The sequence below is a fragment of the Enterocloster lavalensis genome (genome assembly GCF_046603895.1).
In the GTDB taxonomy this organism is placed as follows: domain Bacteria; phylum Bacillota; class Clostridia; order Lachnospirales; family Lachnospiraceae; genus Enterocloster; species Enterocloster lavalensis.
Window position 1 is genome coordinate 5829587 of record NZ_CP176637.1, and the last position, 23834, is coordinate 5853420.

A 23834-nucleotide genomic window follows, 5' to 3' on the forward strand; every position below is an offset into this window, starting at 1 on the left:
CGAAAAGCAGGAGGGAGGTCAAAGATGATTACATTGGATTACAGGGACAGGCGTCCGCTGTATGAGCAGGTGATCGAGCGGTTTCAGGACCTGATGTTCAAGGGCGTGCTGGTACAGGATGAGAAGATGCCCTCCGTGCGCAGCCTGGCCACGGATCTGTCCATCAACCCGAACACCATACAGCGGGCTTACGCCGAGCTGGAGCGCCAGGGATTCATCTATTCCATCAAGGGCAAGGGAAGCTTTGTGGCGGATACGGGGCGCATGAAGACCGGGCGCATCCAGGAGTGGGAGAGGTCCTTCGACGGCCTGGTGGAGGAAGCCGGGCAGCTGGGGATCGGGTGCGAGACCGTGGTGGAACGGGTGCGCCGGAAGTATGAAAAAACCGGGGAACCGGACGGAGAAAGGGGAATGAGTGATGATTCAAGCGGTAAACCTGACAAAACGCTTTGACGATATCGTGGCCGTGGATCACATTAACGCCACCATCAAGGACGGCTGCGTGTTCGGCCTCATCGGCACCAACGGCGCTGGCAAGTCCACGTTCCTGCGGCTGATGAGCGGCGTGCTGAAGCCGGAGGAGGGCCATGTGACCATCGACGGGCACGAGGTGTTCGAGAACACGGAGGCCAAGCGGCGCTTTTTCTATATATCGGACGAACAGTTCTTTTTCAGCAACGCCACGCCCGAGGAGATGCTGCACTACTACCGGGCGATTTATCAGCGGTTTGACGAGGCCCGGTTCCACAAGCTCATGAGCAGCTTCGGGCTCAGCGAGAAGCGCAAGATCCACACCTTCTCCAAGGGTATGAAAAAGCAGGTGTCCGTGATCTGCGGAATCTGCGCGGGAACGGATTATCTGTTCTGCGACGAGACCTTTGACGGGCTGGACCCGGTGATGCGCCAGGCGGTGAAGAGCCTGTTCGCAGCCGACATGGCGGACCGCAACCTGACGCCCATCATTGCCTCCCACAACCTGCGGGAGCTGGAGGACATCTGCGACCACGTGGGACTGCTCCACAAGGGCGGCATCCTGCTCTCCAGGGAGCTGGACGACATGAAGCTCAATATTCACAAGCTTCAGTGCGTGCTGCAGCCGGGCATGTCCGCGGAGGATCTGGTGGCCCTGGACAAACTGAACATCGAGCAGCGCGGCAGCCTGATCACATTGGTGGTCCGCGGCACACGGGAAGAGGTGGAGGCGATTATGGCTTCTTACAACCCGGTATTCTTTGAGTGCATCCCCCTGTCGTTGGAGGAAATTTTTATCAGTGAAACGGAGGTAGCCGGTTATGACATCAAAAAGCTTATTTTTTAAGCTGCTCCGGGAGAACGTTAAGCGCAGGGCCTGGGCCATCGCCCTGGCGGTGCTGGGATTTTTCTTCTCCCTGCCCATCAACCTGGCTCTGACCATGGAAAACGCCATCAAAACCAAATTCTGGCGTTACAACGACTATGAGCAGCTGGTTTTCGCGGAGGGCGTTTCCGAGGCGGAGAAGCTGGCGAAGATTCTGGAGATCAAGACGCAGATCGTGCTGGACTCCGTGAAGTTCGGCAACGGGCTCATCGCGTTCCTGATAATTGTGGCCGCCGTGGTGATCGGCGTTTCCAGCTTTTCCTATCTGCACAACCGCAGAAAGGTGGACTTTTACCACAGCATCCCGGTGCGCAGGGAGATTCTCTTCGCCGTGCAGTACATGGGCGGATTTTTGATCGTGGCCCTGGCCTACCTGGTCAACCTGGGGATTCTCATGGTGGTGAGCTGCGCTTATCAGGTGCCGCTTTCCGCTGTTCTGGGAACGGCCATGATGGGATGGCTTTTGAACCTGCTGTTCTTCCTGCTCATGTACGCGGTGGTATCCATCGCCATGATCATGACCGGGAACATGCTGGTGGGCATCCTGGGAACCGGCGTGTTTTTCTTCTACATGCCCGGCATGATCACCCTTTTGGTGGGTTATTGCAGCACGTTCTTTGAGACCATTCATTACTATTTTCTGACCGGAGACGGCTCCCCCTTTATGGCAGCCATCAAATGGACGTCCCCGGTATCCGCATACATCACGGCCATCGGCTGGAATATGGGCAATCAGCTGGGCAAGCACATTCCGGCGCTTTTCATCATTCTGTTTGCCGCCATGGCCCTGGCGCTTCTGGCCCTGGAGCTGTACCGCAAGCGCCCTTCCGAGTCGGCGGGAAAGGCTATGGCTTTCAAGTGGAGCATGATGCCCATCCGCGTGCTGCTGGTGTTCGCCTTCGGCATGGGCGGAGCCATGTTCTTCTGGCTGCTCCAGAGCACAATCGTCTGGCTGGTGTTCGGCGCGGTGATGGGAAGCCTGATTTCCCACTGCGTGATTGAGATCATCTACAACTTTGACTTTAAAAAGCTGCTGTCCCACAAGCTCCAGTACGCGGGCTGTCTGGCCTGCGTGCTGTTAGCGGTGATGGCGTTCCGCTTCGACTGGTTCCGCTATGATTCCTATGTGCCGGACGAGGGCAAGGTGGCGGAGGCCGCGGTGGAGATCCGTCTGGACAGCGGCTGGGCCAATTTCCTGGAAATTGAACCGAAGGAGGACGGCACTCTGGGGATCACATATTACGACGGGGTGGAGATCCTTCCGGATCACATGCATATCACCAATCTGGCCCCCGTGCTGCGGATCGCCGAGCAGGGCCGGGATGAGGCATTGGAGCGCCGGGAAAAGCAGATGAGGCGTTTTACGGACCACGAGACGTCAGCCGGCTCCTCCAGCTTTATCATAGGCTATGAGAACGATGGGGACGAAGGGGAGAACGGCAGGTACAACACGCGGGTTTCGGTGGTCTATACCTTAAAGAGCGGAAGAAAGGTTTACCGCCAGTACGATCTCTATCTGTCCCGGGTGATGGACGATTACAGCGCCCTGTATGACAGCCCGGAGTATAAGGACGGACTGTATTACCGGGTGATGGAGTTGCAGCCTTCGGATGTGGCCAAGGTCAGCTATTCGGAGCGGAACAAGCGCGTGAGCGTGAGTCCCGACGGAAACAGCGGCTACGGCGACCTGCTGGCGGCTTACCAGGCGGATTTGGCGGAGCTGACCACGACGCAGCGCCTGGAGGAGAATCCCATCGGGCAGATCTGGTTTGTGAACCGCTATGAGTCCGCTTACGCGGAACAGCAGCTCAAACTGTACGAGCAGCGGAACGCTGGCGTAAAAGCACGGATGTATCAATACGAACTGGACTCAAGCCAGACCTGGCCGGTGTATCCGTCCTTTAAGCGCACCCTGAGCGCCCTTGAGGCCCACGGCATTCAGGTGGGCGATTTGGTGCCGGATGATGAGATCCGCTCCGTGATGCTGGATATGTCCGGCGTCATGCGGGAGCTGGGGCTGCGGGAACTGGAGGACGAGGAGCTGGCGGCACGCTATCCCGTGTCGGGAGACGGGGCCACTCTGGTGTTTGAGGAGCCGGAGAACATCCGCCTGCTGATGGACGCGATGGTGGATGAGGAGTGCCTGAATTTTAACGGGCTTTGCGAAGCCCAGGTGGCGGTGTACGTCACCGCGGATACCGCCGCGCCGACGGGACGTAACGGCGGATACCTGCAGACGAACAAAATTACGCCTGAGATCAAGGCATTGTTCAAGGGTACGCCTCTGGAGGAGTACGATCTGACCGGAGAAACGGCGGACCGCGTAACGGCGGAGGCAGACGGCGTAACGGCAATAGAAGTGCCGATTATGGCAGAATCGGTTGTGGTTGACTGACAAGTTTGATTCAGGGGGCTTTTTCCGGAAATGGAAGAGGCCCCCATTTTTGTCAGGATAATAATTGACATTCCGATCAAGGAAAGCTACAATCATATCAACAAGGCGGGCCGCTTAAAAAGAGGCCGGGACCACAGCGCAGTCTGTTCTGCGCGTTTAAGCTGCAGATGAAGGAGAGGATCGGATTATGATATCAGAAAAAATGAAACCATTGGTGAACAACAACTCGGCTATCCGCGCCATGTTCGAGGAGGGCAAGCGTCTGGCATCCATTTACGGGGCGGAGAATGTCTACGACTTCAGTCTGGGCAACCCCAACGTACCCGCGCCCGCGGCCGTCAACCAGGCTATAAAGGATATTCTGGACGAGGAGGATTCCACCTTTGTCCACGGCTATATGAGCAATTCCGGCTATGAGGATGTGCGCGCAACTGTGGCGGACTCCTTAAACCGCCGCTTCGGCACCCATTTTAATCAGGACAACATTCTGATGACCGTAGGCGCAGCCAGCGGATTAAACATCATTCTCAAGACCATTTTAAATCCCGGGGACGAGGTGATCACCTTTGCGCCCTACTTCGTGGAGTACGGCTCCTATGTGAGAAACTACGACGGCGTTTTGGTGGTGGTTTCCCCTGACACGGAGACTTTCCAGCCCAATCTGGACGAGTTTGAGCAGAAGATCACTCCCAGGACCAAGGGCGTGATCATCAACACCCCCAACAACCCCACCGGCGTGGTGTACTCCGCCGGGACGCTGGAGCGGATGGCGGATATCCTGCGGGCCAAGGAGAAGGAGTACGGCACGGCCATCGTGCTGATCTCCGACGAGCCTTACCGGGAGCTGGCCTACGACGGGGTGGAGGTTCCCTATGTGACCGGATTTTACGACGACACGGTGATCTGCTACTCCTACAGCAAATCCCTGTCCCTTCCCGGCGAGCGGATCGGCTATCTGGTGATCCCGGATGAGCTTCAGGACAGCAAGGAGGTGTTTAACGCCGCCACCATCGCCAACCGGGTGATGGGCTGTGTCAACGCTCCCTCCCTCATGCAGCGGGTGATCAAACGCTGCATCGACGAGCAGGTGAACCTGGAAGCCTACGACAAGAACCGCAACCTGCTCTACAACGGCCTTAAGGATCTGGGCTTTGTGTGCATCAAACCCCAGGGCGCGTTTTATTTGTTTGTGAAATCGCCGGAGGCGGATGAAAAGAAGTTCTGTGAAGCCTGCAAGAAGCATAATGTACTGGTAGTGCCGGGCAGTTCCTTTGCCTGCCCGGGATACGTGCGCATCTCCTACTGCGTGTCCTACGGACAGATTGAGCCCTCCCTGCCGGCCTTTGCGAAGATCGCAGCGGAGTACGGCCTGTAACGGACGGATCACAACACAGGAGGACAAACTTATGAGACCATGGGAAGCCAATATCCGCCGGGTGGTGCCCTACGTGCCGGGAGACCAGCCGAAGGGCAGCCGCCTGATCAAACTGAACACCAACGAGAACCCCTATCCCCCCGCTCCGGGGGTGGCAAAGGCTCTGAGGGAAATGGACCCGGAGGCGTTCCGGAAGTACCCGGATCCCTCTTCCTCCTGCCTGGTGGAGGCGCTGGCCGCCCGGTACGGGGTGGACAAGGAGCGCATCTTCGTGGGCGTGGGCTCGGACGATGTGATCGGCATGGCGTTTTTGACCTTTTTTAATTCTGAAAAGCCCCTGCTGTTCCCGGATATCAGCTATTCCTTCTATCCGGTATGGGCGGACCTTTTCGGGATTCCACACAAAACGCCCGCCCTGGACGGGGAGTTTAGGATCCGGCCCGAGGACTATTATCAGGAGAACGGCGGCGTGGTGTTCCCCAACCCCAACGCCCCCACGGGCATTTTCATGCCGCTCAATCAGGTGGAGGACATCCTGCGCCACAACCGGGACGTGGTGGTGATCGTGGACGAGGCCTACATCGATTTCGGCGGGACGTCGGCGCTGCCGTTGACGGAGAAATACGAGAACCTGCTGGTGGTGCAGACCTTCAGCAAATCCCGGGCAATGGCCGGCATGCGCATCGGTTTTGCCGTGGGACATCCCGATCTGATCCGCGCCCTGAGCGATGTGAAATACTCCTACAACTCCTACACCATGAATCTGCCCTCCCAGATTTTGGGAGCAGAGGCGGTGAAGGACCAGGTATATTTTCAGGAAATTACGTCCAGGATTATAGCGACCAGGGAGCGGGCCAAGGAACGTCTGGGCGCGCTGGGCTTCACGTTCCCGGATTCCATGACGAATTTCCTGTTTGTGACCCATGAGCGGGCCAGCGCAAGGGAATTGTTCGCGGCGCTGAAGCGGGAGCAGATTTACGTGCGCTATTTCGACCAGCCAAGGCTTGACAACAGCCTGCGCATCACCATCGGCACCGACGGGGAGATGGAGGCTCTGTATGCTTTCCTGGAAAATTATCTAAAAACGGTCTGACGGCTGCAGGTCCGGCGGACCGGGAATGGCAGGTGAAGGGAATGGAAGAGAATACAGGATGGAGACATTATCTGAGGCTTGTGCTCAATATTCTGATACCGTTTATGGGGTGGGTGTTCCTGTGTCTTTTGGGGCCGAAGCTTTTGCGGTTTTTTATGCCCTTTGTGATCGGCTGGATCATTGCGCTGATCGCCAATCCGCCGGTGCGGTTTCTGGAGCGGCGGCTGAAGCTGGTGCGCAAACACAGCTCCATTCTCATTGTGGTGCTGGTGCTGGCTATGGTGATCGGGCTTTTGTATCTGCTTTTTTCCCGGACGGCGGCTGGGATCAGCGCGCTTTTTAAGACGCTTCCCCAGCTCTACACCGCGCTGGAGGCGGACGTCAAGACCAATATGGAGGAGATTTCCCACCTGTTCCAGTTCTTCCCGCCCGGCGTGCAGCAGGCGTGGAACCAGCTGACCGCCAATATCGGGGACGCCCTCAGCATGCTGGTGCAGAAGGCCGCCCCGCCCACCATGGAGGCGGCGGGGACTGTGGCCAAGAGCATACCCGGCGCGCTGGTGTATTCCGTGGTGACCATCCTTTCCTCCTATTTCTTTATCGTGGACCGGGACCGGATCATCGCATTCTGGAAGCAGCTTCTGCCGGAATGGTGCACCCGGTATTACCGTTACCTGACCGGGGAGGTCAAACACCTGGTGGGCGGCTATTTCCTGGCCCAGTTCAAGATCATGTTCGTGGTGTGGCTGATCCTGATGGTGGGATTTTTTGTGCTGGGCGTGAGTTACGCTCCGGTGCTCAGCTTTTTGATCGCCTTTCTGGACTTTCTGCCCGTGTTCGGCACCGGGACCGCGCTGCTTCCCTGGGGCGTGGTCAAGCTTCTGGCGGGAGAGTACGCCTTTGCGGCGGGGCTGCTTCTGCTGTATGTCCTGACACAGGTGATCCGCCAGCTGGTGCAGCCCAAGCTGGTGGGGGACAGTATGGGATTAAACCCGTTATTCACCCTGATTCTGCTGTTTCTGGGCTTTAAGATCAGCGGCCTTGCCGGAATGATTCTGGCGGTGCCCATCGGTCTGTTCTTTATGAATTTATATAAATACGGGGCATTTGATTCCATGATCAACAGCTTTATGACGCTGGTGCGGGATATCAATGCGTTCCGAAAAGGAGAATAAGGCCGCGGTTTACGGGTCCGCCCGCGGGCGGGCCGCAGACTGCGGTACAGTGAGGGAGTATTTACCGTGAAGATAGAAAATAGTCTGGATACAGATCAAATCAGAGGGCTGGTGTGGAGGCTGGCATTTCCTTCCATGCTGGCTCAATTTGTGAGCGTGCTATACAGCATTGTGGACCGCATGTACATCGGCAATATCCCGGGCACAGGCGGCCTTGCGCTGGCCGGAGTGGGCGTCTGCGGCCCCATTGTGACCCTGATCACCTCCTTTGCCAGCTGGATCGGAGTGGGCGGCGCTCCGCTTATGAGCATCCGCCTGGGTCAGAAAAATGAAAAGGGCGCAAGGCAGATTGTGGCCAACTGCTTCTGCCTGCTGCTGGCCATGGCGTTTCTTATCACGGTTCTGGCTTACAGCTTTAAGGATTATCTCCTGAGCTGGTTTGGCGCCAGCCCGACGATTTTCCCCTACGCCAACGATTACCTGAGCTGGTATCTGGCGGGCACCGTGTTTGCGCTGCTCTCCACCGGAATGTGCCAGTTTATCATCTGCCAGGGGTTTGCCAAGACGGGGATGTTTTCCGTGATCATCGGGGCGGCGGCCAACATCGCCCTGGATCCGGTGTTTATCTTTGTGCTGGGCATGGGCGTCAAGGGGGCGGCTATCGCCACGGTGATCTCCCAGATGGCTTCCTGCGCCTTTGTGCTGTGGTTTCTTCTGGGAAAACGGCCGTTGGTGCCCATCACCTTCGGAGGTTACCGCAGGCGCGTGATGAAACAGGTGCTGGTGGTGGGACTTTCTCCCTTCCTGATCATCGCCTCGGACAGCGTGCTGATTATTATGATGAACACCATTATCCAGCGCTACGGCGGGGAATTACAGGGCGACATGCTGTTGACCTGCAATACCATTGTGCAGAGCTTCATGCTGATGATCACCATGCCGCTGGGAGGAATTACCGGTGGAACCCAGACGATTATGGGCTATAATTATGGGGCGGGCAGGCCGGACCGGATCCGCAGGGCGGAGAAGCATATCGTGCTTCTGGGGCTGGTATTCACCTCGATCATGTTCCTGATTGCCCATCTGGTCCCCCAGTATTTTGTGGACATATTTACCAGGGATCCGGAGTACACGCAGGTCACCAACTGGGCGATCCGGGTGTATACGCTGTGCATTATTCCGCTGGCCGTGCAGTACACGGTAGTGGATGGCTTTACGGGAATGGGGATTGCCAAGGTGGCGGTGAGTTTGTCCATGTTCCGGAAGCTGGTGTACATGGTGGGGATGCTGGCGTTGCCCGCGGCGGCCGGAGCCCAGGCGATTTTCTATGCCGAACCCATCTCTGACATTGTGGCGGCGGTCACCTCCTTCAGTACATACCTGCTGCTGTCCGGGAAGATTTTAAAAGACGGGCGTCGGTTCTGATACTTACAAACCGTTACATAATTGATAAGGGGATGAAATATGAATATACTGGTAAGCGCCTGTTTGATGGGCGTCAAATGCCGATATGACGGAGGCGGTGAGCTGGCCCCGGGTATCCGGGAGCTCATGGAGCGCTGCCATCTGGTGCCGGTCTGCCCGGAGATCATGGGTGGGCTGGCCACGCCGCGCACACCTGCGGAACGGCAGGACGGCCGTGTGGTGACACAGGACGGGCAGGACGTGACCGGGGCGTACCTCAGAGGAGCGGAGGAGGCCGTGAGGCTGGCAAAGCTCTTCGGCTGCAGGTACGCGCTGTTAAAGGAGCGCAGCCCCTCCTGCGGAAGCGGCAGGATATACGACGGAACTTTTACGAGAAATTTGATTCCCGGGGACGGTGTGGCAGCTGCCCGCCTCAGGGAGGAGGGGCTGACCGTATACGGCGAGTCCTCCATCGGGCAGTTGCTGAAAGACTTAGAAAGGCAGGTATAGATGAGCGAGGATCAGAAGAAGCTGCAGGATTCCGGTCCGGAACATGAAAAAAGGCCTGTGAGGCGCAGCCGCAGCCGGGAGGCCGCCGCGGCACGCAGGGCTGAGAAGGAGAGGGCGGCTGCGGAGCCGGCTGCGGGCGCTCCGGGCGCTGTGGCCGGGGAGCAGGGCAAAGGCGATAGCGGTTTCCCGCAAAAGCCTGCCGGTGGGAGCCGGGAGAAGAGCCGGACTGCCTGGCTGCCGGCCCTGGCCGGTTTTGTGGGCGTGCTGCTGTGCGCGGGGATTGCATTTTATGTGTACGCCGCCCAGGCATACAAGACCGTATTTTTCCCCAATACGGTGATCAATGGGGCGGATGTGTCCGACCGGACGGTGGATGAGGTGAAGGCCGCGTTCTCAGCCGGGGCTGACCGTTACCGCCTGACCGTTGTGGCCAGGGACGGGAGCGGGGAGGAGATCACGGGACAGGACATTGGCCTGCACACCGTGTTTGACGGAGGGCTGGAGAAGATTCTCGAAGCCCAGAATCCGTACCGCTGGGTGTTCCACCTGCGGACGCCCAGGGTTTATCAGATCGGCACTATGCTGAAATGGGATGAGGAGGCGCTGGCCCGGGAGGTAAACGGCCTGGAATGCATGGACGAGAGCGCCATGGTCCGGCCGAGAGACGCCTATCTTTCCGACTACATAGAGGGGCGGGGGTATGAGGTGGTTCCGGAGGAGGAGGGCACGGCTCTGAAGGCGGATGCGGTTCAGACTGCGGCCTCGGCCGCGGTGCGCAGCCTGGACCCTGAGATTTCCCTGGAGGAGCTTGGATGTTACGAGAAGCCGTCGGTGAGGTCCGATGATCCTGGACTGGCGGCTGAGCGGGACGCCAGAAACCGGTATGTCAACGTGACGGTGACCTACACCTTTGGCGACCGGACGGAAGTTTTAAACGGCAGCCGGACCCATGAATGGCTCACCGGCGCGGGAACCGATATCGCTCTGGATGAGGCGCAGATCGCAGAGTATGTTTCAGAGCTGGCAAAAACCTACAACACGGCCTACAAGCCCCGCGCCTTCAAGACCAGCTATGGTCCCACGGTGAATGTCAGCGGCAGCTACGGCTGGCGTATCAACCAGAAGGAGGAGGCGGCCCAGTTAAAGGGCATCCTGGAGGCGGGGGAGAGCGTGACCAGAGAGCCGGTTTACTCCCAGACCGCGGCCGCCCATGGGGACGCGGACTACGGAAATACCTACGCCGAGGTCAACCTGACGGCCCAGCATCTGCTTTTTTACAAGGACGGCAACAAGATTCTGGAGTCCGATTTTGTGTCGGGCAATGTGTCCAAGGGCCACACCACGCCGGCGGGGCTGTACAGCCTCACCTACAAGCAGCGGGACGCGGTATTAAAGGGCGAGGGCTATGCCAGCCCGGTGAAATACTGGATGCCCTTTAACGGCGGGATCGGTTTCCACGACGCCAGCTGGCGCTCCAGCTTCGGCGGCTCCATCTACAAGACCGGCGGTTCCCACGGCTGTGTGAACATGCCCTACGCGGCCGCCAAGGAGCTGTATGAGAACGTGTACGCCGGAATGCCGGTGATCTGTTATAACCTTCCGGGCACGGAGAGCAAAGCCCCCACCAAAGCCTCGGGCAGACCGCCGGCGGGCGGGCAGGCAGCGCAGTCGACGAAACCGGCGACGCAGCCGACGCAGCCAAATGTGCCGGCGACACAGCCGGGCGGGCAGGCGGCGCAGCCGACGCAGCCAAATGCGCAGCCGGCACAACCGGGTGGGCAGGAGACGCAGCCGACACAGCCAGGCGGGCAGCCGACACAGCCGACGCAGCCAGGCGGACAGCCGCCTCAGCCGGAGCCAACCCAGGCAGCCGGAGGGCCGGAGATCACTCCGGTGGAGAACGGGACCACTGCGGCCGGGGGCGGCGACTCCGGTGGAGGGTACGGACCTGCTTTCGGCTCCGCCCAGTCCACGGAGGGCGGCGGGCCGGGGGTATCGTAACCCGGTATAGAGAGAAACGGACAGGAGAATCATCGATGGAAGAGAGAGAAACCCGGAAAAAACAGGGGACGGGAGAGGGAGAGGCCTCAAAAAAGCTGGAATATGTGAGCCATCCCTTTGAGCCGGTATTCGACAAGGAAAGCCGCGTGCTGATCCTCGGCTCGATCCCTTCCCCGAAGTCCCGGGAGAACGGATTTTATTACGGCCACCCCAGAAACCGTTTCTGGCCGGTTTTGGCCCGGGTACTCGGCGAGCCGGAGCCTCAGACGGTGGAGGAAAAGCGTGCAATGGCGCTGCGCCGCCATGTGGCGTTGTGGGATGTGCTGGCGGGTTGTGAGATCCACGGCGCGGACGATGCCAGCATCCGCCGCCCTGCGGCCAACGATATGAGCCGGATTCTGGAGTCTGCGCCGGTGCAGGCGGTTTTTACCACCGGCGCAAGGGCGGGTGATCTTTACCGGCGTTATTGCCTGCCGGTCACGGGCAGGGCCGCAGTTGTCCTTCCCTCCACCAGCCCGGCCAACTGCAGAGTGGGTCTGGAGGAGCTGGTAAAGGCGTACTCCGGGATTTTGAAGTTTCTGTAGACGGAATTGGAAAAAATTAGAAAGAATGTCGTATCTGCGGGGCTTTTCGGGCGATTTAGTTGACAAACGCGAAAAAGCATTTTATAATGCCTTTAACACAGACGGGGGACAGTTGAGGGGTTATGTTGAGTAACTGAACTTAATGTTTTTAAGACAGGGAGGAACATGAACTATGGCAGAACCTAGCAAGACAACAAAGGCAGCAGTAAAAAAAGCGAATGTGAAGGAAGAGGCAAAGGCAGCGCCGGAGACCAAGGCAGCCGTCAATGAGGAAGTTAAGGCAGCTCCGGTAAAGGAAGAGACCAAGGCAGCTCCGGCCAAAGCGGAGGCTAAGGCAGCACCGGCCAAGGAAGAGGCCAAGAAGGCGCCGGCCAGGAAAACGGCGGCGAAGAAGCCGGCCGCAGCCAAGACCACAACGGCAAAGACCACCGCGAAGGCAGCACCGGCCAAGAAGCCGGCGGCGAAAAAGCCCGCTGCGAAGAAAGCGGCTGAGCCCAAGGCGAGCGTGCATTTCCAGTTTGACGGAAAAGATCTGATCGCAAAGGACATTCTGGACCAGGCCATCGCTTCCTACAAAAAGAGCCACAAGGATACCGAGATCAAAGATATTCAGCTCTACATAGTCGCCAATGAGAGCGCCGCTTACTATGTGGTGAACGGCGAGGGCGGAGATGACTTCAAGGTGATGCTGTAAGAAGCGTCAAAATCGAAGCGTCCACAGCGGACTGCGAGGAATTCCCAATCCGCTGGCGGACGCGGGATATCAGGCGCGCATGGCCGTATGAACGGCCGTGTCCGCGGGATAATAAAGGGTAGTGAAGGATGAAGCGGGCTGTCGCGCAGGAGAAGCGCGGCGGCCCATTTTCGAGTGGGCGCGGCGGCGAATCTGTTATTGCACAGTTTGCGGGCGGGCGCCTGACAGGGTGGGGATAAAATCATGGAGAAAAGGACTGAAACTGATATGATACATCTGCCGGAAGCATTTTGTGAACGGATGAGAGGGCTGCTGGGGGACCAGTACGGGGAATTTATCGCCAGCTATGACAGGGATCGGGTGCAGGGGCTGCGGCTCAATGGGCTGAAAACGGCCGGACCGGAAAGCAGTCCCCGGGACCTGGCGCGAAAGATAGAGCAGGAAGCCGGATTTGAATTGCAGCCCATTCCCTGGGTGCGGGACGGTTTTTATTACCGGGAGGAGGACAGGCCCGGAAAACATCCTTACCACGAGGCCGGAGCATATTATATTCAGGAGCCCAGCGCCATGGCTGTGGTGGAGCTGATGGACCCGGTTCCGGGAGATCGGGTTCTGGACCTGTGCGCGGCGCCCGGCGGTAAGACCACCCATATCGCCTCCAGGCTGAAGGGAAAGGGGTTTCTGCTCTCCAACGAGATTCATCCGGCCCGGGCTAAAATCCTCTCTCAGAACGTGGAGCGCATGGGCGTTCAGAACGCGGTGGTGACAAATGAAGCGCCGGAGCGGCTTGCCCCCAGGTTTCAGGAGTTCTTTGACAAGATTGTGGTGGACGCCCCGTGCTCCGGCGAGGGAATGTTCCGCAAGGACCCGCAGGCAGCGGACCAGTGGAGCCCGGACCACGTGGCCATGTGCGCCGCGCGCCAGGGGGACATACTGGACCAGGCTGCGGGGATGCTAAAGCCCGGAGGCCGGATGGTCTACTCCACCTGTACCTTTGCCCCGGAGGAGAACGAGGGCACGGTGCTGCATTTCCTGGAGCGCCACCCGGATTTCGAGGTGGAAGCGGTAGAGGGGTACGAGGGCTTTGACTGTGGAAAACCCAGATGGGCGGGGGTGGATCCGGAGACAGAGCCGGGCGGGCAGCTGGCCCGGACGTTCCGGATCTTTCCACACCGGCTGGAGGGAGAAGGCCATTACATGGCGGTGCTGAAAAAGAAGGGGGAAGCCCCGGAAACAGCGGAGTTTTGGGCCGGTCCGCGGATGGCGGTCCGGAAACAGAAGGAGCTGCTGAAGGATTTTGCGGATTTCTGCCGGGAAAATCTGGCGGAGGCTGAGTGGCTGGCGGATCAGGACAGTTACGTGCTGTTCGGGGATCAGCTGTATCTGACGCCGCGGGAGATGCCGGAGATGGCCGGGCTGAAGGTGGTGCGGCCGGGTCTCCATCTGGGAACGCTTAAGAAGAACCGGTTTGAGCCCTCCCACGCTCTGGCTCTGGCCCTGCGCCCGGAACAGGCCCGGATCAGCCTGAGGCTAAAACCCCAGGAAGGACCGGTGCTGCGCTACCTGAAAGGGGAGACTCTGGACTTAAACAGCCTGGAGGGCGGACTTACTTCCAATGGGGCCGGGAAGGGCTGGGTGCTGGTCTGTGCCGGGGACTACAGTCTGGGCTGGGCCAAGCTCACAGGGCAGATTTTCAAGAATCACTATCCAAAGGGGCTGCGCTGGGTGTAAGAGGAGCGCAGCCTCCCGGTGCCGGGGACAGCGCCTCCCTTGTACCTTCCGGCCGCGCCTGGCCTGCCCCCAGCCATATCGCCGTTTCCTCCGCCCCTTCCGGCAGCAGCGCCGCCATATCCTGGGGCAGGGAAGCGGTGAACTCCATGGGCTTTCCGGTTACGGGGTGGCAAAACTCCAGACGCCAGGAGTGCAGGGGCTGGCGGTTGATTAAGCGGTAGTCTGGGCAGTAGAGGAAATCGCCCGGCAGTGGGTGGCCGACGGAGGCCATGTGGACCCGGATCTGATGGGTTCTCCCTGTTTCCAGGGAGAGGCTGATCAGGGACAGGTCCATTTTTTGATTGTACAGGAGACGGCTGTAGTGGGTGCAGGCAGGCTCGCCCTGTTCCAAATCCACGCAGCGCTGGATCACGGAGCCTGGCGCCCGGCCGATGGGGGCGGTCACGGTGCCGGAGTCCGGCATCAGGCCGCGGACAAAGGCCAGATAGCGGCGGCAGATGCGGCGGTCCTCCATCTGTCCGGCCAGCGAGCAGGCGCTGAGCATGTGTTTGGCCAGCACCAGCAGACCGCTGGTGTCGCGGTCCAGGCGGCTGACGGCCCGGTACACAAAGGGTTCTCCCCTGAGGGCAAAATAATGGGCAACGGCGTTGGCCAGGGTGTTGCCGTGATGGCCCTGGGAGGGATGAACCGGGATCCCGGCCTCCTTGTTGACGACCAGGATGTCGGCATCCTCGTAAACTATGGCCAGGGGCAGCTCGGCAGGGGGAATATTCCGGGACGGCTCCTCCTCGGTCAGAGTGACGGTGAGGACCTGGCCCGGGTGCAGCCGGTAAGTGGAAAATACGGATTCCCCTCCGGCCAGAATGCCGCCGGGGGTCTGTTTCAAATGTACCACCAGGCGGTGGGAGTAGCCCAGGCCGCGCAGATATTCCTCTACGGTCCGCCCGCCCTGGTCCGCGGGTATGGTGTAGGTCAGAACTCGTTTGATCATAGTGTTAACGGATGTCCTCCTGACGGTTTAAGTGTTTGCGTTTGCTGGCGGCGTGGTCCACGATGGAATCTTCCTTCAGAAAGCTGGCGCGCTTTATGCTGTCCACCCCGAATTTGCTGCGAATCTGGTCGACGGCTTTCTCAAGATCCTTCTTTTTCCGGTTGGACGGGCTGTCGAACAGGCTCAGCTGGCTGAAGCTGTCGTCGTCGATCTTGCCGGCCCGGACTCCGATCAGGCGCACGGGAGTGCGGTCCCAGAATTCCCGCAGCAGGCGGCAGGCGTAGCCGTACAGGGCGGAGGTGGAGTCCGTGGGCTCCGGCAGGACCATCTGATGGGACTGCGTGTGAAATTCCCAGTCCTTGAGCTCCACGCACACGTTCCGGCACAGAACCCGGTCCGCCCGCAGTCTGGCGCCCACGGTCTCGCAGAGGGAGAGAATCACCTGGCAGGCGGTCTCGTAGTCCGACACGTCCCGGGACAGGGTGACGCTGTTGCCGTAACACTTGTTGATGGGGTCTTTCTCAGCCACCGGGTCGTCGTCCACGCCGTTTGCGTAACCCCGGATGGTGACGGCGTATTTCTCGCCCAGATGGGCTTTGAGCACCTCCAGGTCGCAGGAGGCCAGCTGGCCGATGGTGTGAATTCCCAGGTTCTCCATCTTGCGCTGGGCGGCTCCGCCCACAAAGAAGAGCTCCCGGATGGGCAGCGGCCACAGCTTGGATGGAATCTCGTGGGCGAACAGCGTGTGGCACTTGTCCGGCTTCTCGAAATCCGAGGCCATCTTGGCCAGCAGCTTGTTGGGGGCCACGCCGATGTTGACGGTGAAGCCCAGCTCGTCCCGGATGCGCTCCCGGATCCGGTTGGCCACCTCCAGGGGCTGCCCGAAGAGATGGATGGTCTGGGTCATGTCGAGGAAAATCTCATCGATGCTGAATTTCTCATGATCCGGGGTGTAGGTCTCCAAAAGCTCCATCATCCGGTGGGAGCACTTGATATAGTAGTCAAAGCGGGAGGGCACCACGGTCAGCTGAGGACATTTGCGCAGGGCCTGAGCCAGGGGTTCGCCGGTGGTGACCCCGTACTGCTTGGCGAGGGTGGACTTGGCCAGCACGATGCCGTGGCGGCTCTTGGCATCGCCGCCCACGGCTGAGGGGATGGTGCGCAGGTCCAGGGCCTGTGGGTCCGCGTTCAGCCGGTACACGGACTCCCAGCTGAGAAATGCCGAGTTTACATCAATATGAAAGATCAGACGTGTATTTTTCAAGGGCTCTTCCATCAAATCGCCTCCGAATTCATTCAGTACCCCTATCATAACAGAATGTATGTTCGAATTCAAGAGGAGAAACTCAAAGAAGTGCGCCGGCGTTCGCGGAGCAGGCTGTGATGCTGAAAAATGCCGCCGGTTCCGGCATAATGGATTTCGATTCCGAATAGGATATTAAACAAAAGCAGCAGGGCGGCTTAAGCGGATGCGAAAATGGATGATATGGATGGTCTGCCTGGGACTTGGCCTGGGGCCTTGTGTCCGGGCTTTTGCCATGGACGGGAGTAAAACGGTGACGGTTTGGGAGGAAGGGCAGGACAGGGCCCCGGATGAGGGGCAGCCGGCCACAGCCCAGCCTCCGGGTGGGGAGCAGCCGGCCCAGCCCGACCCCTTGAAATTAAACGCCCAGTCCGCGGTGCTGGCGGACGGCCTTACGGGCAGGGTGCTCTACGGGAAAGGGGAGGATACGATCCGGCCCATGGCCAGCACCACGAAGATCATGACGTGCATTTTGGCTCTGGAGCTGGGCGATCCCGACGATGTGGTCACGGCCACTAAGGAGGCGGCCGGACAGCCTAAGGTCCATCTGGGCGTCCAGAGCGGGCAGACCTTTTACCTGAAGGACCTGCTCTACTCCCTGATGCTGGAATCCCACAACGACGCGGCCGTGATGATTGCCGAGCACATCGGGGGCAGCGTCCCGGGCTTTGCCAGGCTGATGAACGAGAAGGCGAAGGCGCTGGGGTGTGAAAATACCTATTTTATCACGCCCAACGGACTGGACGCCAAGGAGACGGACGAGGCCGGGGTGGAGCACGTGCATTCCACCACTGCGGCGGATCTGGCCCGGATCATGGCGTACTGCGTGAACCTGTCCCCCAAGCGCCAGGAATTTCTGGAAATCACCCAGACTCAGAATTATTTCTTCACCGATGTCCCGGGCAAACACTCCTACAACTGCACCAACCACAACGCGTTTCTGACCATGATGGACGGCGTTGTCTCCGGCAAGACGGGATTTACGGGGGGCGCGGGCTACTCCTACGTGGCGGCAATGGAGAAGGACGGCCGCCCGTATGTTATCGCAATTCTGGGCTGCGGCTGGCCGCCCCACAAGACCTGGAAATGGGCGGATGCCAGAAAGCTGTTCAATTTCGGCCTGGAACACTATCAGATGAAGGACGTCTATGAAGAGCAGAGGTTTTCGCCGGTTCCGGTGACCGGGGGCCTGTGCTGGGACGACGGGAGCGGCGCGGGAACGGATCAGGTGAGCCTGACGATGGGGCAGGAGAGCGCAGGCCGGGAGTTGAAGCTTTTGCTGGGAGAGGATGAGCAGGTGGAGATTCGCCAGAACCTGCCGGTCAGACTGGCGGCCCCGGTCCGGGCGGGCCAGAAGGTCGGAACGGTGGAGTACCGGCTGAACGGCCAGACCGTCCGCAGCTTTCCGGTATATACGGAAAACGGGGTGGAGCAGATCACGCTGAAGCGCTGTCTGTTGCGCGTGGGAGCGCTTTTTGGAGGCTTGTGGGAGGCGCAGCGGCCTGCCGGGTGAGCCGCCTCCAGCCGGAATCCGACGGAGCGTTTCAGCGGACGCCCCCTGGGGGCTGACAGGATTTTTGTGGGATGCGGCAGTATTTTCCATATTTTTTAAGGTTTTCTTACGAATCGAACTCTTTGTGTGAACTTTCTCCGATTTGGTTGACATACTGTATAAATTGTCATTATAATAGTGGTAATGTCATAAATTAGCAAAATTTACGGATGTTGGATGGCCGTGCAGAGTATAGGAGACGCGGCCGTTCCTGTCAATCGTATCCAATAGGAGATATACATAATGAAGCACACGCGATTTAAACGGGGGCTGGCGGTTGCGCTGGGCCTTCTGCTGACTGCCGCGCAGCCTCTGGCTCAATTCGGCGCCGACGGTCCGGGAGTGTCCTACGCTTACACCGGTTCCGCCACTGTCAAGGCGGCGTCCCTCAATGTGCGCAGCGGCGCAGGGACCAATTATTCGGCGGTGGGAAAACTCTCCAGCGGACAGTCCGTGACGATCCGCAGCGAGCAGACCGGCACCGACGGCAACAAGTGGTATCAGATCCAGTATACCGGCAGTGACGGGACCGTAAAGACCGGTTACGTGTCCTCCGTCTACATCAAGATACCCGTGTCCTACACCACAGATTCTGATTTCGAGGCATATCTGAATTCTCAGGGATTTCCGGAAAGCTATAAAGAAGGCCTGCGCCAGCTCCACGCCCAGTATCCCAACTGGGTGTTTCGGTCGCTGAAAACCGGCCTGGACTGGAATACCGTGATTGAGAACGAGAGCCTGCCTCCGCGCAATCTGGTCAACACGGGGAGCATTTCCTCGTGGAAGTCCGTGGAGAGCGGGGCTTACAACTGGGATAACAGCACCTGGACCGGTTTCGACGGCAGCAACTGGGTTGCGGCTTCGGACGGGATTATCCGTTATTATATGGACCCCAGAAATTTCCTGGATGAGACATACATTTTCCAGTTTCTGTCACAGGAGTACAACGGCAGCACCCAGACCCGCCAGGGCCTGGAAACCCTGGTGAAGGACAGTTTCCTTTCCGGAACCACGGATTCCACGGGCACCGGGGGCGGGGGAGGTACCTCCGGGGGACCGGGGGGAGGCTCCAGCTACGGGCCGGGAGGTTCCGGCACCTCCAAATCCTCCGGCGGCTCTTACGACGACAGCCAGTACGGGCCCGGCGTTCAGGGGAGCAAAACTCCGTCCGGCGGCAGTAGCGCGCCTTCTTCCGGCACGGGCGGCGTCAGCCTGGAGGGACCGCCGCAGGCTTCCGTGACGCCGAGAGATCGGGTATTTGTCAGCGCCACGGTCAGCCTGGAAGGGCCGGGACAGAGCAGTTCGGGCACCGGCGGCTCCCAGAGTCAGGGCCCGTCCTCCGGAGGCGGAGCTTCCAATCAGTCTCCGTCCGGCGGTTCGTCGCCGGGAAGCTCCGCACCGAGCACCGGTTCGCCGGGGACATCCCCCTCGGGAGGCGGATCCACCGGCACGGCTTCCTATGTGGATATTATCATGCGGGCGGGCGAGCAGTCCGGGGTCAACCCCTATGTGCTGGCTTCCATGATCATGCAGGAGCAGGGAAAGGGAACCAGCCCGCTGATCTCCGGAAATTATGCCGGATACAGCGGCTATTACAACTTCTTTAACGTGGAGGCCTACCAGTCCGGCTCCATGAGCGCCATTGAGCGGGGGCTCTGGTACGCGTCCCAGTCCGGCAGCTACGGCCGGCCGTGGAATACGGTGGAGAAATCCATTCTGGGCGGGGCGCTCAATTACGGCGACAACTACGTGAAAGCGGGACAGAATACATTCTATTTGAAAAAGTTCAATGTGCAGGGCAGCAACCTGTACAAACACCAGTATATGAGCAATGTCCAGGCGGCGGCCTCGGAGGGCGCGAAGCTGGCCCAGGCCTACACCCCGGAGGTAAAGAACTCGGCGCTGGAATTTATCATTCCGGTATACAACAACATGCCGGATCAGCCCTGCGCCGCGCCCACCGGGGACGGAAGTCCCAACAACAAGCTATCCGGCCTGGGTGTGGACGGTTTCAGCCTGACGCCCACCTTTAACAAGGATACCGAAGTCTACGACCTGATTGTGGATACCTCCGTATCGGCCGTCAATGTTCAGGCCTCCACGGCCGATTCCACGGCTACTGTCAACGGCACCGGGACGGTGAACCTGGGAGCGGGGACCACGGATGTTACGGTTACGGTCACGGCCCAGAACGGCAGCACACGGACCTACACCATCCACGTGGCGAAACAGAGCGGCGGTCCCACGTCGGCGGGCGGAACGTATTCGCCCGGAAGTCCCGGAACGCAGCCCGGAGGCAATTCCGGAAGTCCCGGAAACTCTGGCCAGGGTCCGGGAAGCTCAGGCGGTCCGGGAGGCGGCCAGAACAATTCCGGCGGCAGCGGCCCGGGAGGCAGCAACGTGACGATTGTAACCGTCAGCCCATAGCGCGGGCGGCGGGCGTCACAGAGAGGGGCTGAGCATGAAGAGACGAGTTTGGCAGACGATTCTGGCGGCGGCCTGCCTGCTGTCCCTGTCCTTAACAGGGGTGGTATGGGCCGCCCCGGAGGCAGCGAAAGAGGCCGTAGTAGGGGAAAACATGGCGGAGGAGACGGCCGCAGAGCAGTCTCCCGTCAAGCTGACAACCAGGGAAATTACCATCATGGTGCTGGAGCCTGACGAGGAAGCGGTTTTTCCGGAAAATGCAAGACAGGTTGTGGTGAATATCGATGACAACCGCGTGACCGGATACCTCCAGGGCGAAAACGACGGGTTCTGTCTGTTTTACGGCATGAACGAGAGCGGGCAGAAGCATGTTTACCGCTATGATCTGGAGGAGAGGACGATTCAGCGCTATGTCCCTGACTCCGACTTTACCCAACAGATGTATGACAATGCGATGAACCGGTACGATCATCTGGCGGATGAATACAGCCAGCTGCGGAGACTGTTTGTGATGTTGGCGCTGGCTTCCGCTTTGCGCTGAGGGCAGTCCCGAAACCGCCGTATAAGGTGGATAAGATTTGAAATATTCTGTAACAGAAAGCAGGAGAATTGTTATGACAGAACGAATGAAACGTGTGGCTGCGGCATTGATGGCGGCCTGCTTGCTGGCGGTTTGCGCGCCGGTCAATATGCTTACATCTTATGCGGCCAATGCGAGGATCGCATTTTCCGATCCCTCCGCCACAGTGGGCGGTCAGGTCAGCGTCAATATGAAGGTTACCACCGCCGGAGGGGAAAGCCTGTCCAGCGCGGATATCATGCTGTCCTATGATGCCAATGCGCTGGAGTTTGTCAGCGGCACGGACGCCTCGGGAGATTCGGGCGCGATTCGGGTTCACGGGGACGCGGGAACACCCAACACGTCCTCCATGACCTTTGTGCTGAAGTTCAACGCCAGGGCGGCGGGGACTACAAAGATTGAGATAACCAGCCAGGAGATTTACGACACCTCCTCCAAACTTGTGACCGTGGATAAGCAGGGCAACTCCACCGTGACGGTGAGCGCGCTGGCCACAGCCTCCAAGGATGCGACTTTAAAATCCCTGCAGGTGTCACCGGGCAGTCTGACTCCTGAATTCTCGCCGGATGTGGACACCTATGCGGTGACCGTCGGCACGGATGTGACCAAGATCATCGTGAGCGCGGAGTGCACGGACGACAACGCCACCAAGATCATTAAGGGCAATGAGGACCTGCAGATGGGCGAGAACCGCGTCACCTGCCGCGTAACGGCGCAGGACGGGGAGACCGCCAAGGAATATGTGATTGTGGTGACCAAGGCCGAGGGCGGCGCCAGCAGCACCGAGGGAACCGGCGGAAACGGCGGGACCGCAACCGGAGTGAAGCTGACGGCCATGAACCGGAGTATCACGATCTTAGAGCCGGATCCGTCCGTGCAGCTGCCGTCCGGATTTGTGGAATCCAGCATCGACATCGACGGCAACAAGGTGAAGGGCTGGACCTGGGGCGTGGACAACAATCCTCAGTATTGCGTGGTTTACGGTATGAACGAGGCGGGCGAGAAGAACTTCTACCGCTATGATATGAACATCAACGAGCACACGATTCAGCGCTATTTCGAGGATCCCGCAACTGCGGATATTTCCGGTAAGTATGACGCGCTGGTGGTTGAGTACAATAACCTTTGCAAGGATTACGAGATGCGCCTGATCGTGATTATCGTTCTTGCGGTGATCGCAGTGATCCTCCTGATTCTGGCGATTTGGCAGATCGTATCCAGGAACAAACCTTCCGATCCGGACAGAGGTCCCAGACGGACAAGCCGCGGCAGAAAGGCGGATGAGCGCCTGGAGGAGGACGACGAGGACGAGTACGGGGAGGAGATTCCCCAGGATTACCCGGAAGAGGACTATGAGCCCTATGAGGAGCAGGAAGCAGGGGAAGGACTGGACGTGGTGGACGTACTGGAAGAAGATGAGGACCCGGAGGCGGAATCCATCCGCTTCGAGCCTCAGGTGCGCAGGGCCAGGGAGGCAGCAGAGGCCGTCAACGCCCAGCACGCAGCCAGGAGCCAGACGTCTGTGACAAGAGAACCGGCGCGTACGCCCGCGCCGGCCAGGGAGCCCCGTGTTCCGGCCGGGAATCCCCGCAGGACTGCCGGGGAGCGCAGAGCAGCCGGAGCACATCCCCAGGCAGGTCCGGAAGCCGGAGCAGGACAGAGCCGCCCCGTAAACCGGGCGGAGGCCAACGGGGGCCGTCCGGCCAGACCGGAGAGCCGCCCGCAGCGCCAGACCGCAGAGCCTTCACCGGAGAGCCGCCCGCAGCGCCAGGCCGCGGAGCCTTCACCGGAGAGCCGTCCGCAGCGTCAGATGGCGGAGCCTTCACCGGCCAGACCGGTGCGCCGGGCGGCGGAGGGCGTTTCCCAGCCCGGGTCAGAGCGCCCCGCGGGCCAGAGCCGTCCCCAGGCGGGCCAGGCGGCCCGGCACCCTCAGGCAGGACCTGAGGTAAGACCGGCGGAGCGGCCGCAGCCAAGACCGGTGCAGACCAGGCCGGTACAGCCAAGACCCGCGGAAGTGGAAGAGGACGAAGAGATTGAAGTATTTGATCTGGATTGATCCGGGTCAACGGATACCGCGGACGGCGATGATATTGCCGTCTGCGGTTTTTTGCGCTCCGCGCGGGTAAACGGCCATAAACAGGCGGATGAAAGTTCCACTTGACGAACGAAATACATCTTGATATAGTTATGGTAGCAGGCATTGTTATATTGCTTGTATAACAGATATAACGAAAGATGGTGGCATTATGGTATTGAAGATCGACTTTAACAGCGATGAAGCAATCTATATACAGCTGCGCAATCAGATTATCATGGGCATCGCCACGGACCGCATCCGCGAGGGGGACACCCTTCCCTCGGTGCGCCAGATGGCCGAGTACGTGGGAATCAATATGCACACGGTGAACAAAGCCTATTCCGTTCTACGGCAGGAAGGCTTTGTGAAGCTGGACCGCCGCAAGGGAGCGGTGGTATCGCTGGATGTGGATAAGATTCAGGCCATGGAGGAACTGCGCCAGAATCTGGACGTGGTGCTGGCCTGCGGAATCTGCAAGAATATCAGCCGCAGCGAGGTGCACCAGCTGGTGGACATGATATACGATACCTACACCAGAGGAAATCCGGAGTGCAGCGGGGATGAGGAATAGAATCCGATTTCCGGCAG

At 59.4% G+C, this 23834-nt stretch carries 19 protein-coding genes; 17 read left to right on the forward strand and 2 right to left on the reverse strand.

Translation table 11 applies throughout. The annotated features are described in order from the left end of the window. Window positions 1-24 precede the first annotated feature (24 nt). From ACK2JC_RS26125 to ACK2JC_RS26180, 12 genes are all read left to right on the forward strand, one after another. Complete coding sequence (locus ACK2JC_RS26125; protein WP_092361129.1) at window positions 25-453, forward strand: GntR family transcriptional regulator; 429 nt, start codon at window positions 25-27, stop codon at window positions 451-453. Beyond that, window positions 419-1318, forward strand: coding sequence for an ABC transporter ATP-binding protein (locus ACK2JC_RS26130; RefSeq protein ID WP_320936989.1), 900 nt, complete (start codon window positions 419-421; stop codon window positions 1316-1318). The genes ACK2JC_RS26125 and ACK2JC_RS26130 overlap by 35 nt, the downstream gene beginning before the upstream one ends. After that, entirely contained in the window at window positions 1293-3752 is a 2460-nt protein-coding gene (locus ACK2JC_RS26135) for a DUF6449 domain-containing protein (protein WP_320936988.1), read from the forward strand. The genes ACK2JC_RS26130 and ACK2JC_RS26135 overlap by 26 nt, the downstream gene beginning before the upstream one ends. A gap of 187 nt (window positions 3753-3939) precedes the next feature. After that, window positions 3940-5127: a pyridoxal phosphate-dependent aminotransferase gene (locus tag ACK2JC_RS26140; protein WP_368272172.1), complete on the forward strand. Its 1188-nt coding sequence runs from the start codon at window positions 3940-3942 to the stop codon at window positions 5125-5127. A gap of 31 nt (window positions 5128-5158) precedes the next feature. Then, complete coding sequence (locus ACK2JC_RS26145; RefSeq protein WP_276950487.1) at window positions 5159-6220, forward strand: pyridoxal phosphate-dependent aminotransferase; 1062 nt, start codon at window positions 5159-5161, stop codon at window positions 6218-6220. A gap of 41 nt (window positions 6221-6261) precedes the next feature. Next, window positions 6262-7395 (forward strand): sporulation integral membrane protein YtvI, encoded by a 1134-nt coding sequence (gene ytvI, locus ACK2JC_RS26150; RefSeq protein ID WP_227167599.1) that lies wholly within the window; start codon window positions 6262-6264, stop codon window positions 7393-7395. Between the two features lie 66 nt (window positions 7396-7461). Beyond that, the gene (locus tag ACK2JC_RS26155; RefSeq protein WP_276950483.1) at window positions 7462-8820 is read left to right on the forward strand and encodes an MATE family efflux transporter; all 1359 of its coding nucleotides are present in this window, start codon (window positions 7462-7464) and stop codon (window positions 8818-8820) included. A gap of 39 nt (window positions 8821-8859) precedes the next feature. Next, window positions 8860-9309: a DUF523 domain-containing protein gene (locus ACK2JC_RS26160; protein WP_092361136.1), complete on the forward strand. Its 450-nt coding sequence runs from the start codon at window positions 8860-8862 to the stop codon at window positions 9307-9309. Further along, complete coding sequence (locus ACK2JC_RS26165; RefSeq protein WP_368272171.1) at window positions 9310-11310, forward strand: L,D-transpeptidase family protein; 2001 nt, start codon at window positions 9310-9312, stop codon at window positions 11308-11310. A 35-nt stretch (window positions 11311-11345) separates the two neighbouring features. Next, window positions 11346-11894, forward strand: a complete 549-nt coding sequence (locus tag ACK2JC_RS26170; RefSeq protein WP_207648736.1) for a DNA-deoxyinosine glycosylase — start codon at window positions 11346-11348, stop codon at window positions 11892-11894. Window positions 11895-12066: 172 nt separating this feature from the next. After that, window positions 12067-12588, forward strand: coding sequence for a DUF6465 family protein (locus ACK2JC_RS26175; RefSeq protein WP_092361138.1), 522 nt, complete (start codon window positions 12067-12069; stop codon window positions 12586-12588). 267 nt (window positions 12589-12855) lie between these two features. Continuing rightward, entirely contained in the window at window positions 12856-14319 is a 1464-nt protein-coding gene (locus ACK2JC_RS26180; protein ID WP_320937001.1) for an RsmB/NOP family class I SAM-dependent RNA methyltransferase, read from the forward strand. On the opposite strand, the gene ACK2JC_RS26185 is transcribed toward ACK2JC_RS26180, so the two are convergent. After that, the gene (locus ACK2JC_RS26185; RefSeq protein WP_320936984.1) at window positions 14282-15310 is read right to left on the reverse strand and encodes an RluA family pseudouridine synthase; all 1029 of its coding nucleotides are present in this window, start codon (window positions 15308-15310) and stop codon (window positions 14282-14284) included. The two genes, ACK2JC_RS26180 and ACK2JC_RS26185, sit on opposite strands and share 38 nt — an antisense overlap. Window positions 15311-15314: 4 nt before the next feature. Beyond that, the gene (locus ACK2JC_RS26190; protein WP_320936983.1) at window positions 15315-16586 is read right to left on the reverse strand and encodes a DNA polymerase IV; all 1272 of its coding nucleotides are present in this window, start codon (window positions 16584-16586) and stop codon (window positions 15315-15317) included. Window positions 16587-16779: 193 nt separating this feature from the next. Between ACK2JC_RS26190 and ACK2JC_RS26195 the strand changes: the two genes are divergently transcribed. The 5 genes from ACK2JC_RS26195 (at window position 16780) to ACK2JC_RS26215 (ending at window position 23817) form a co-directional block, all read left to right on the forward strand. Further along, complete coding sequence (locus ACK2JC_RS26195; protein WP_320936982.1) at window positions 16780-18126, forward strand: D-alanyl-D-alanine carboxypeptidase family protein; 1347 nt, start codon at window positions 16780-16782, stop codon at window positions 18124-18126. Window positions 18127-18408: 282 nt separating this feature from the next. After that, window positions 18409-20592, forward strand: coding sequence for an SH3 domain-containing protein (locus ACK2JC_RS26200; RefSeq protein ID WP_320936981.1), 2184 nt, complete (start codon window positions 18409-18411; stop codon window positions 20590-20592). Between the two features lie 34 nt (window positions 20593-20626). Continuing rightward, window positions 20627-21130, forward strand: coding sequence for a hypothetical protein (locus tag ACK2JC_RS26205; RefSeq protein WP_320936980.1), 504 nt, complete (start codon window positions 20627-20629; stop codon window positions 21128-21130). Between the two features lie 73 nt (window positions 21131-21203). Next, window positions 21204-23225: a cadherin-like beta sandwich domain-containing protein gene (locus ACK2JC_RS26210; protein ID WP_368271331.1), complete on the forward strand. Its 2022-nt coding sequence runs from the start codon at window positions 21204-21206 to the stop codon at window positions 23223-23225. A gap of 190 nt (window positions 23226-23415) precedes the next feature. After that, complete coding sequence (locus tag ACK2JC_RS26215; RefSeq protein ID WP_007712354.1) at window positions 23416-23817, forward strand: GntR family transcriptional regulator; 402 nt, start codon at window positions 23416-23418, stop codon at window positions 23815-23817. Window positions 23818-23834 lie beyond the last annotated feature (17 nt).

What these genes read in the sequence shown, in the direction of transcription:
- ACK2JC_RS26125 (WP_092361129.1), top strand. Translation starts at nt 25, where the DNA reads ATGATTACATTGGATTACAGGGACAGGCGTCCGCTGTATGAGCAGGTG.
- ACK2JC_RS26130 (WP_320936989.1), top strand. Translation starts at nt 419, where the DNA reads ATGATTCAAGCGGTAAACCTGACAAAACGCTTTGACGATATCGTGGCC.
- ACK2JC_RS26135 (WP_320936988.1), top strand. Translation starts at nt 1,293, where the DNA reads ATGACATCAAAAAGCTTATTTTTTAAGCTGCTCCGGGAGAACGTTAAG.
- ACK2JC_RS26140 (WP_368272172.1), top strand. Translation starts at nt 3,940, where the DNA reads ATGATATCAGAAAAAATGAAACCATTGGTGAACAACAACTCGGCTATC.
- ACK2JC_RS26145 (WP_276950487.1), top strand. Translation starts at nt 5,159, where the DNA reads ATGAGACCATGGGAAGCCAATATCCGCCGGGTGGTGCCCTACGTGCCG.
- ytvI (WP_227167599.1), top strand. Translation starts at nt 6,262, where the DNA reads ATGGAAGAGAATACAGGATGGAGACATTATCTGAGGCTTGTGCTCAAT.
- ACK2JC_RS26160 (WP_092361136.1), top strand. Translation starts at nt 8,860, where the DNA reads ATGAATATACTGGTAAGCGCCTGTTTGATGGGCGTCAAATGCCGATAT.
- ACK2JC_RS26165 (WP_368272171.1), top strand. Translation starts at nt 9,310, where the DNA reads ATGAGCGAGGATCAGAAGAAGCTGCAGGATTCCGGTCCGGAACATGAA.
- ACK2JC_RS26170 (WP_207648736.1), top strand. Translation starts at nt 11,346, where the DNA reads ATGGAAGAGAGAGAAACCCGGAAAAAACAGGGGACGGGAGAGGGAGAG.
- ACK2JC_RS26175 (WP_092361138.1), top strand. Translation starts at nt 12,067, where the DNA reads ATGGCAGAACCTAGCAAGACAACAAAGGCAGCAGTAAAAAAAGCGAAT.
- ACK2JC_RS26180 (WP_320937001.1), top strand. Translation starts at nt 12,856, where the DNA reads ATGATACATCTGCCGGAAGCATTTTGTGAACGGATGAGAGGGCTGCTG.
- ACK2JC_RS26185 (WP_320936984.1), bottom strand. Translation starts at nt 15,310, where the DNA reads ATGATCAAACGAGTTCTGACCTACACCATACCCGCGGACCAGGGCGGG.
- ACK2JC_RS26190 (WP_320936983.1), bottom strand. Translation starts at nt 16,586, where the DNA reads ATGGAAGAGCCCTTGAAAAATACACGTCTGATCTTTCATATTGATGTA.
- ACK2JC_RS26195 (WP_320936982.1), top strand. Translation starts at nt 16,780, where the DNA reads ATGCGAAAATGGATGATATGGATGGTCTGCCTGGGACTTGGCCTGGGG.
- ACK2JC_RS26200 (WP_320936981.1), top strand. Translation starts at nt 18,409, where the DNA reads ATGAAGCACACGCGATTTAAACGGGGGCTGGCGGTTGCGCTGGGCCTT.
- ACK2JC_RS26205 (WP_320936980.1), top strand. Translation starts at nt 20,627, where the DNA reads ATGAAGAGACGAGTTTGGCAGACGATTCTGGCGGCGGCCTGCCTGCTG.
- ACK2JC_RS26210 (WP_368271331.1), top strand. Translation starts at nt 21,204, where the DNA reads ATGACAGAACGAATGAAACGTGTGGCTGCGGCATTGATGGCGGCCTGC.
- ACK2JC_RS26215 (WP_007712354.1), top strand. Translation starts at nt 23,416, where the DNA reads ATGGTATTGAAGATCGACTTTAACAGCGATGAAGCAATCTATATACAG.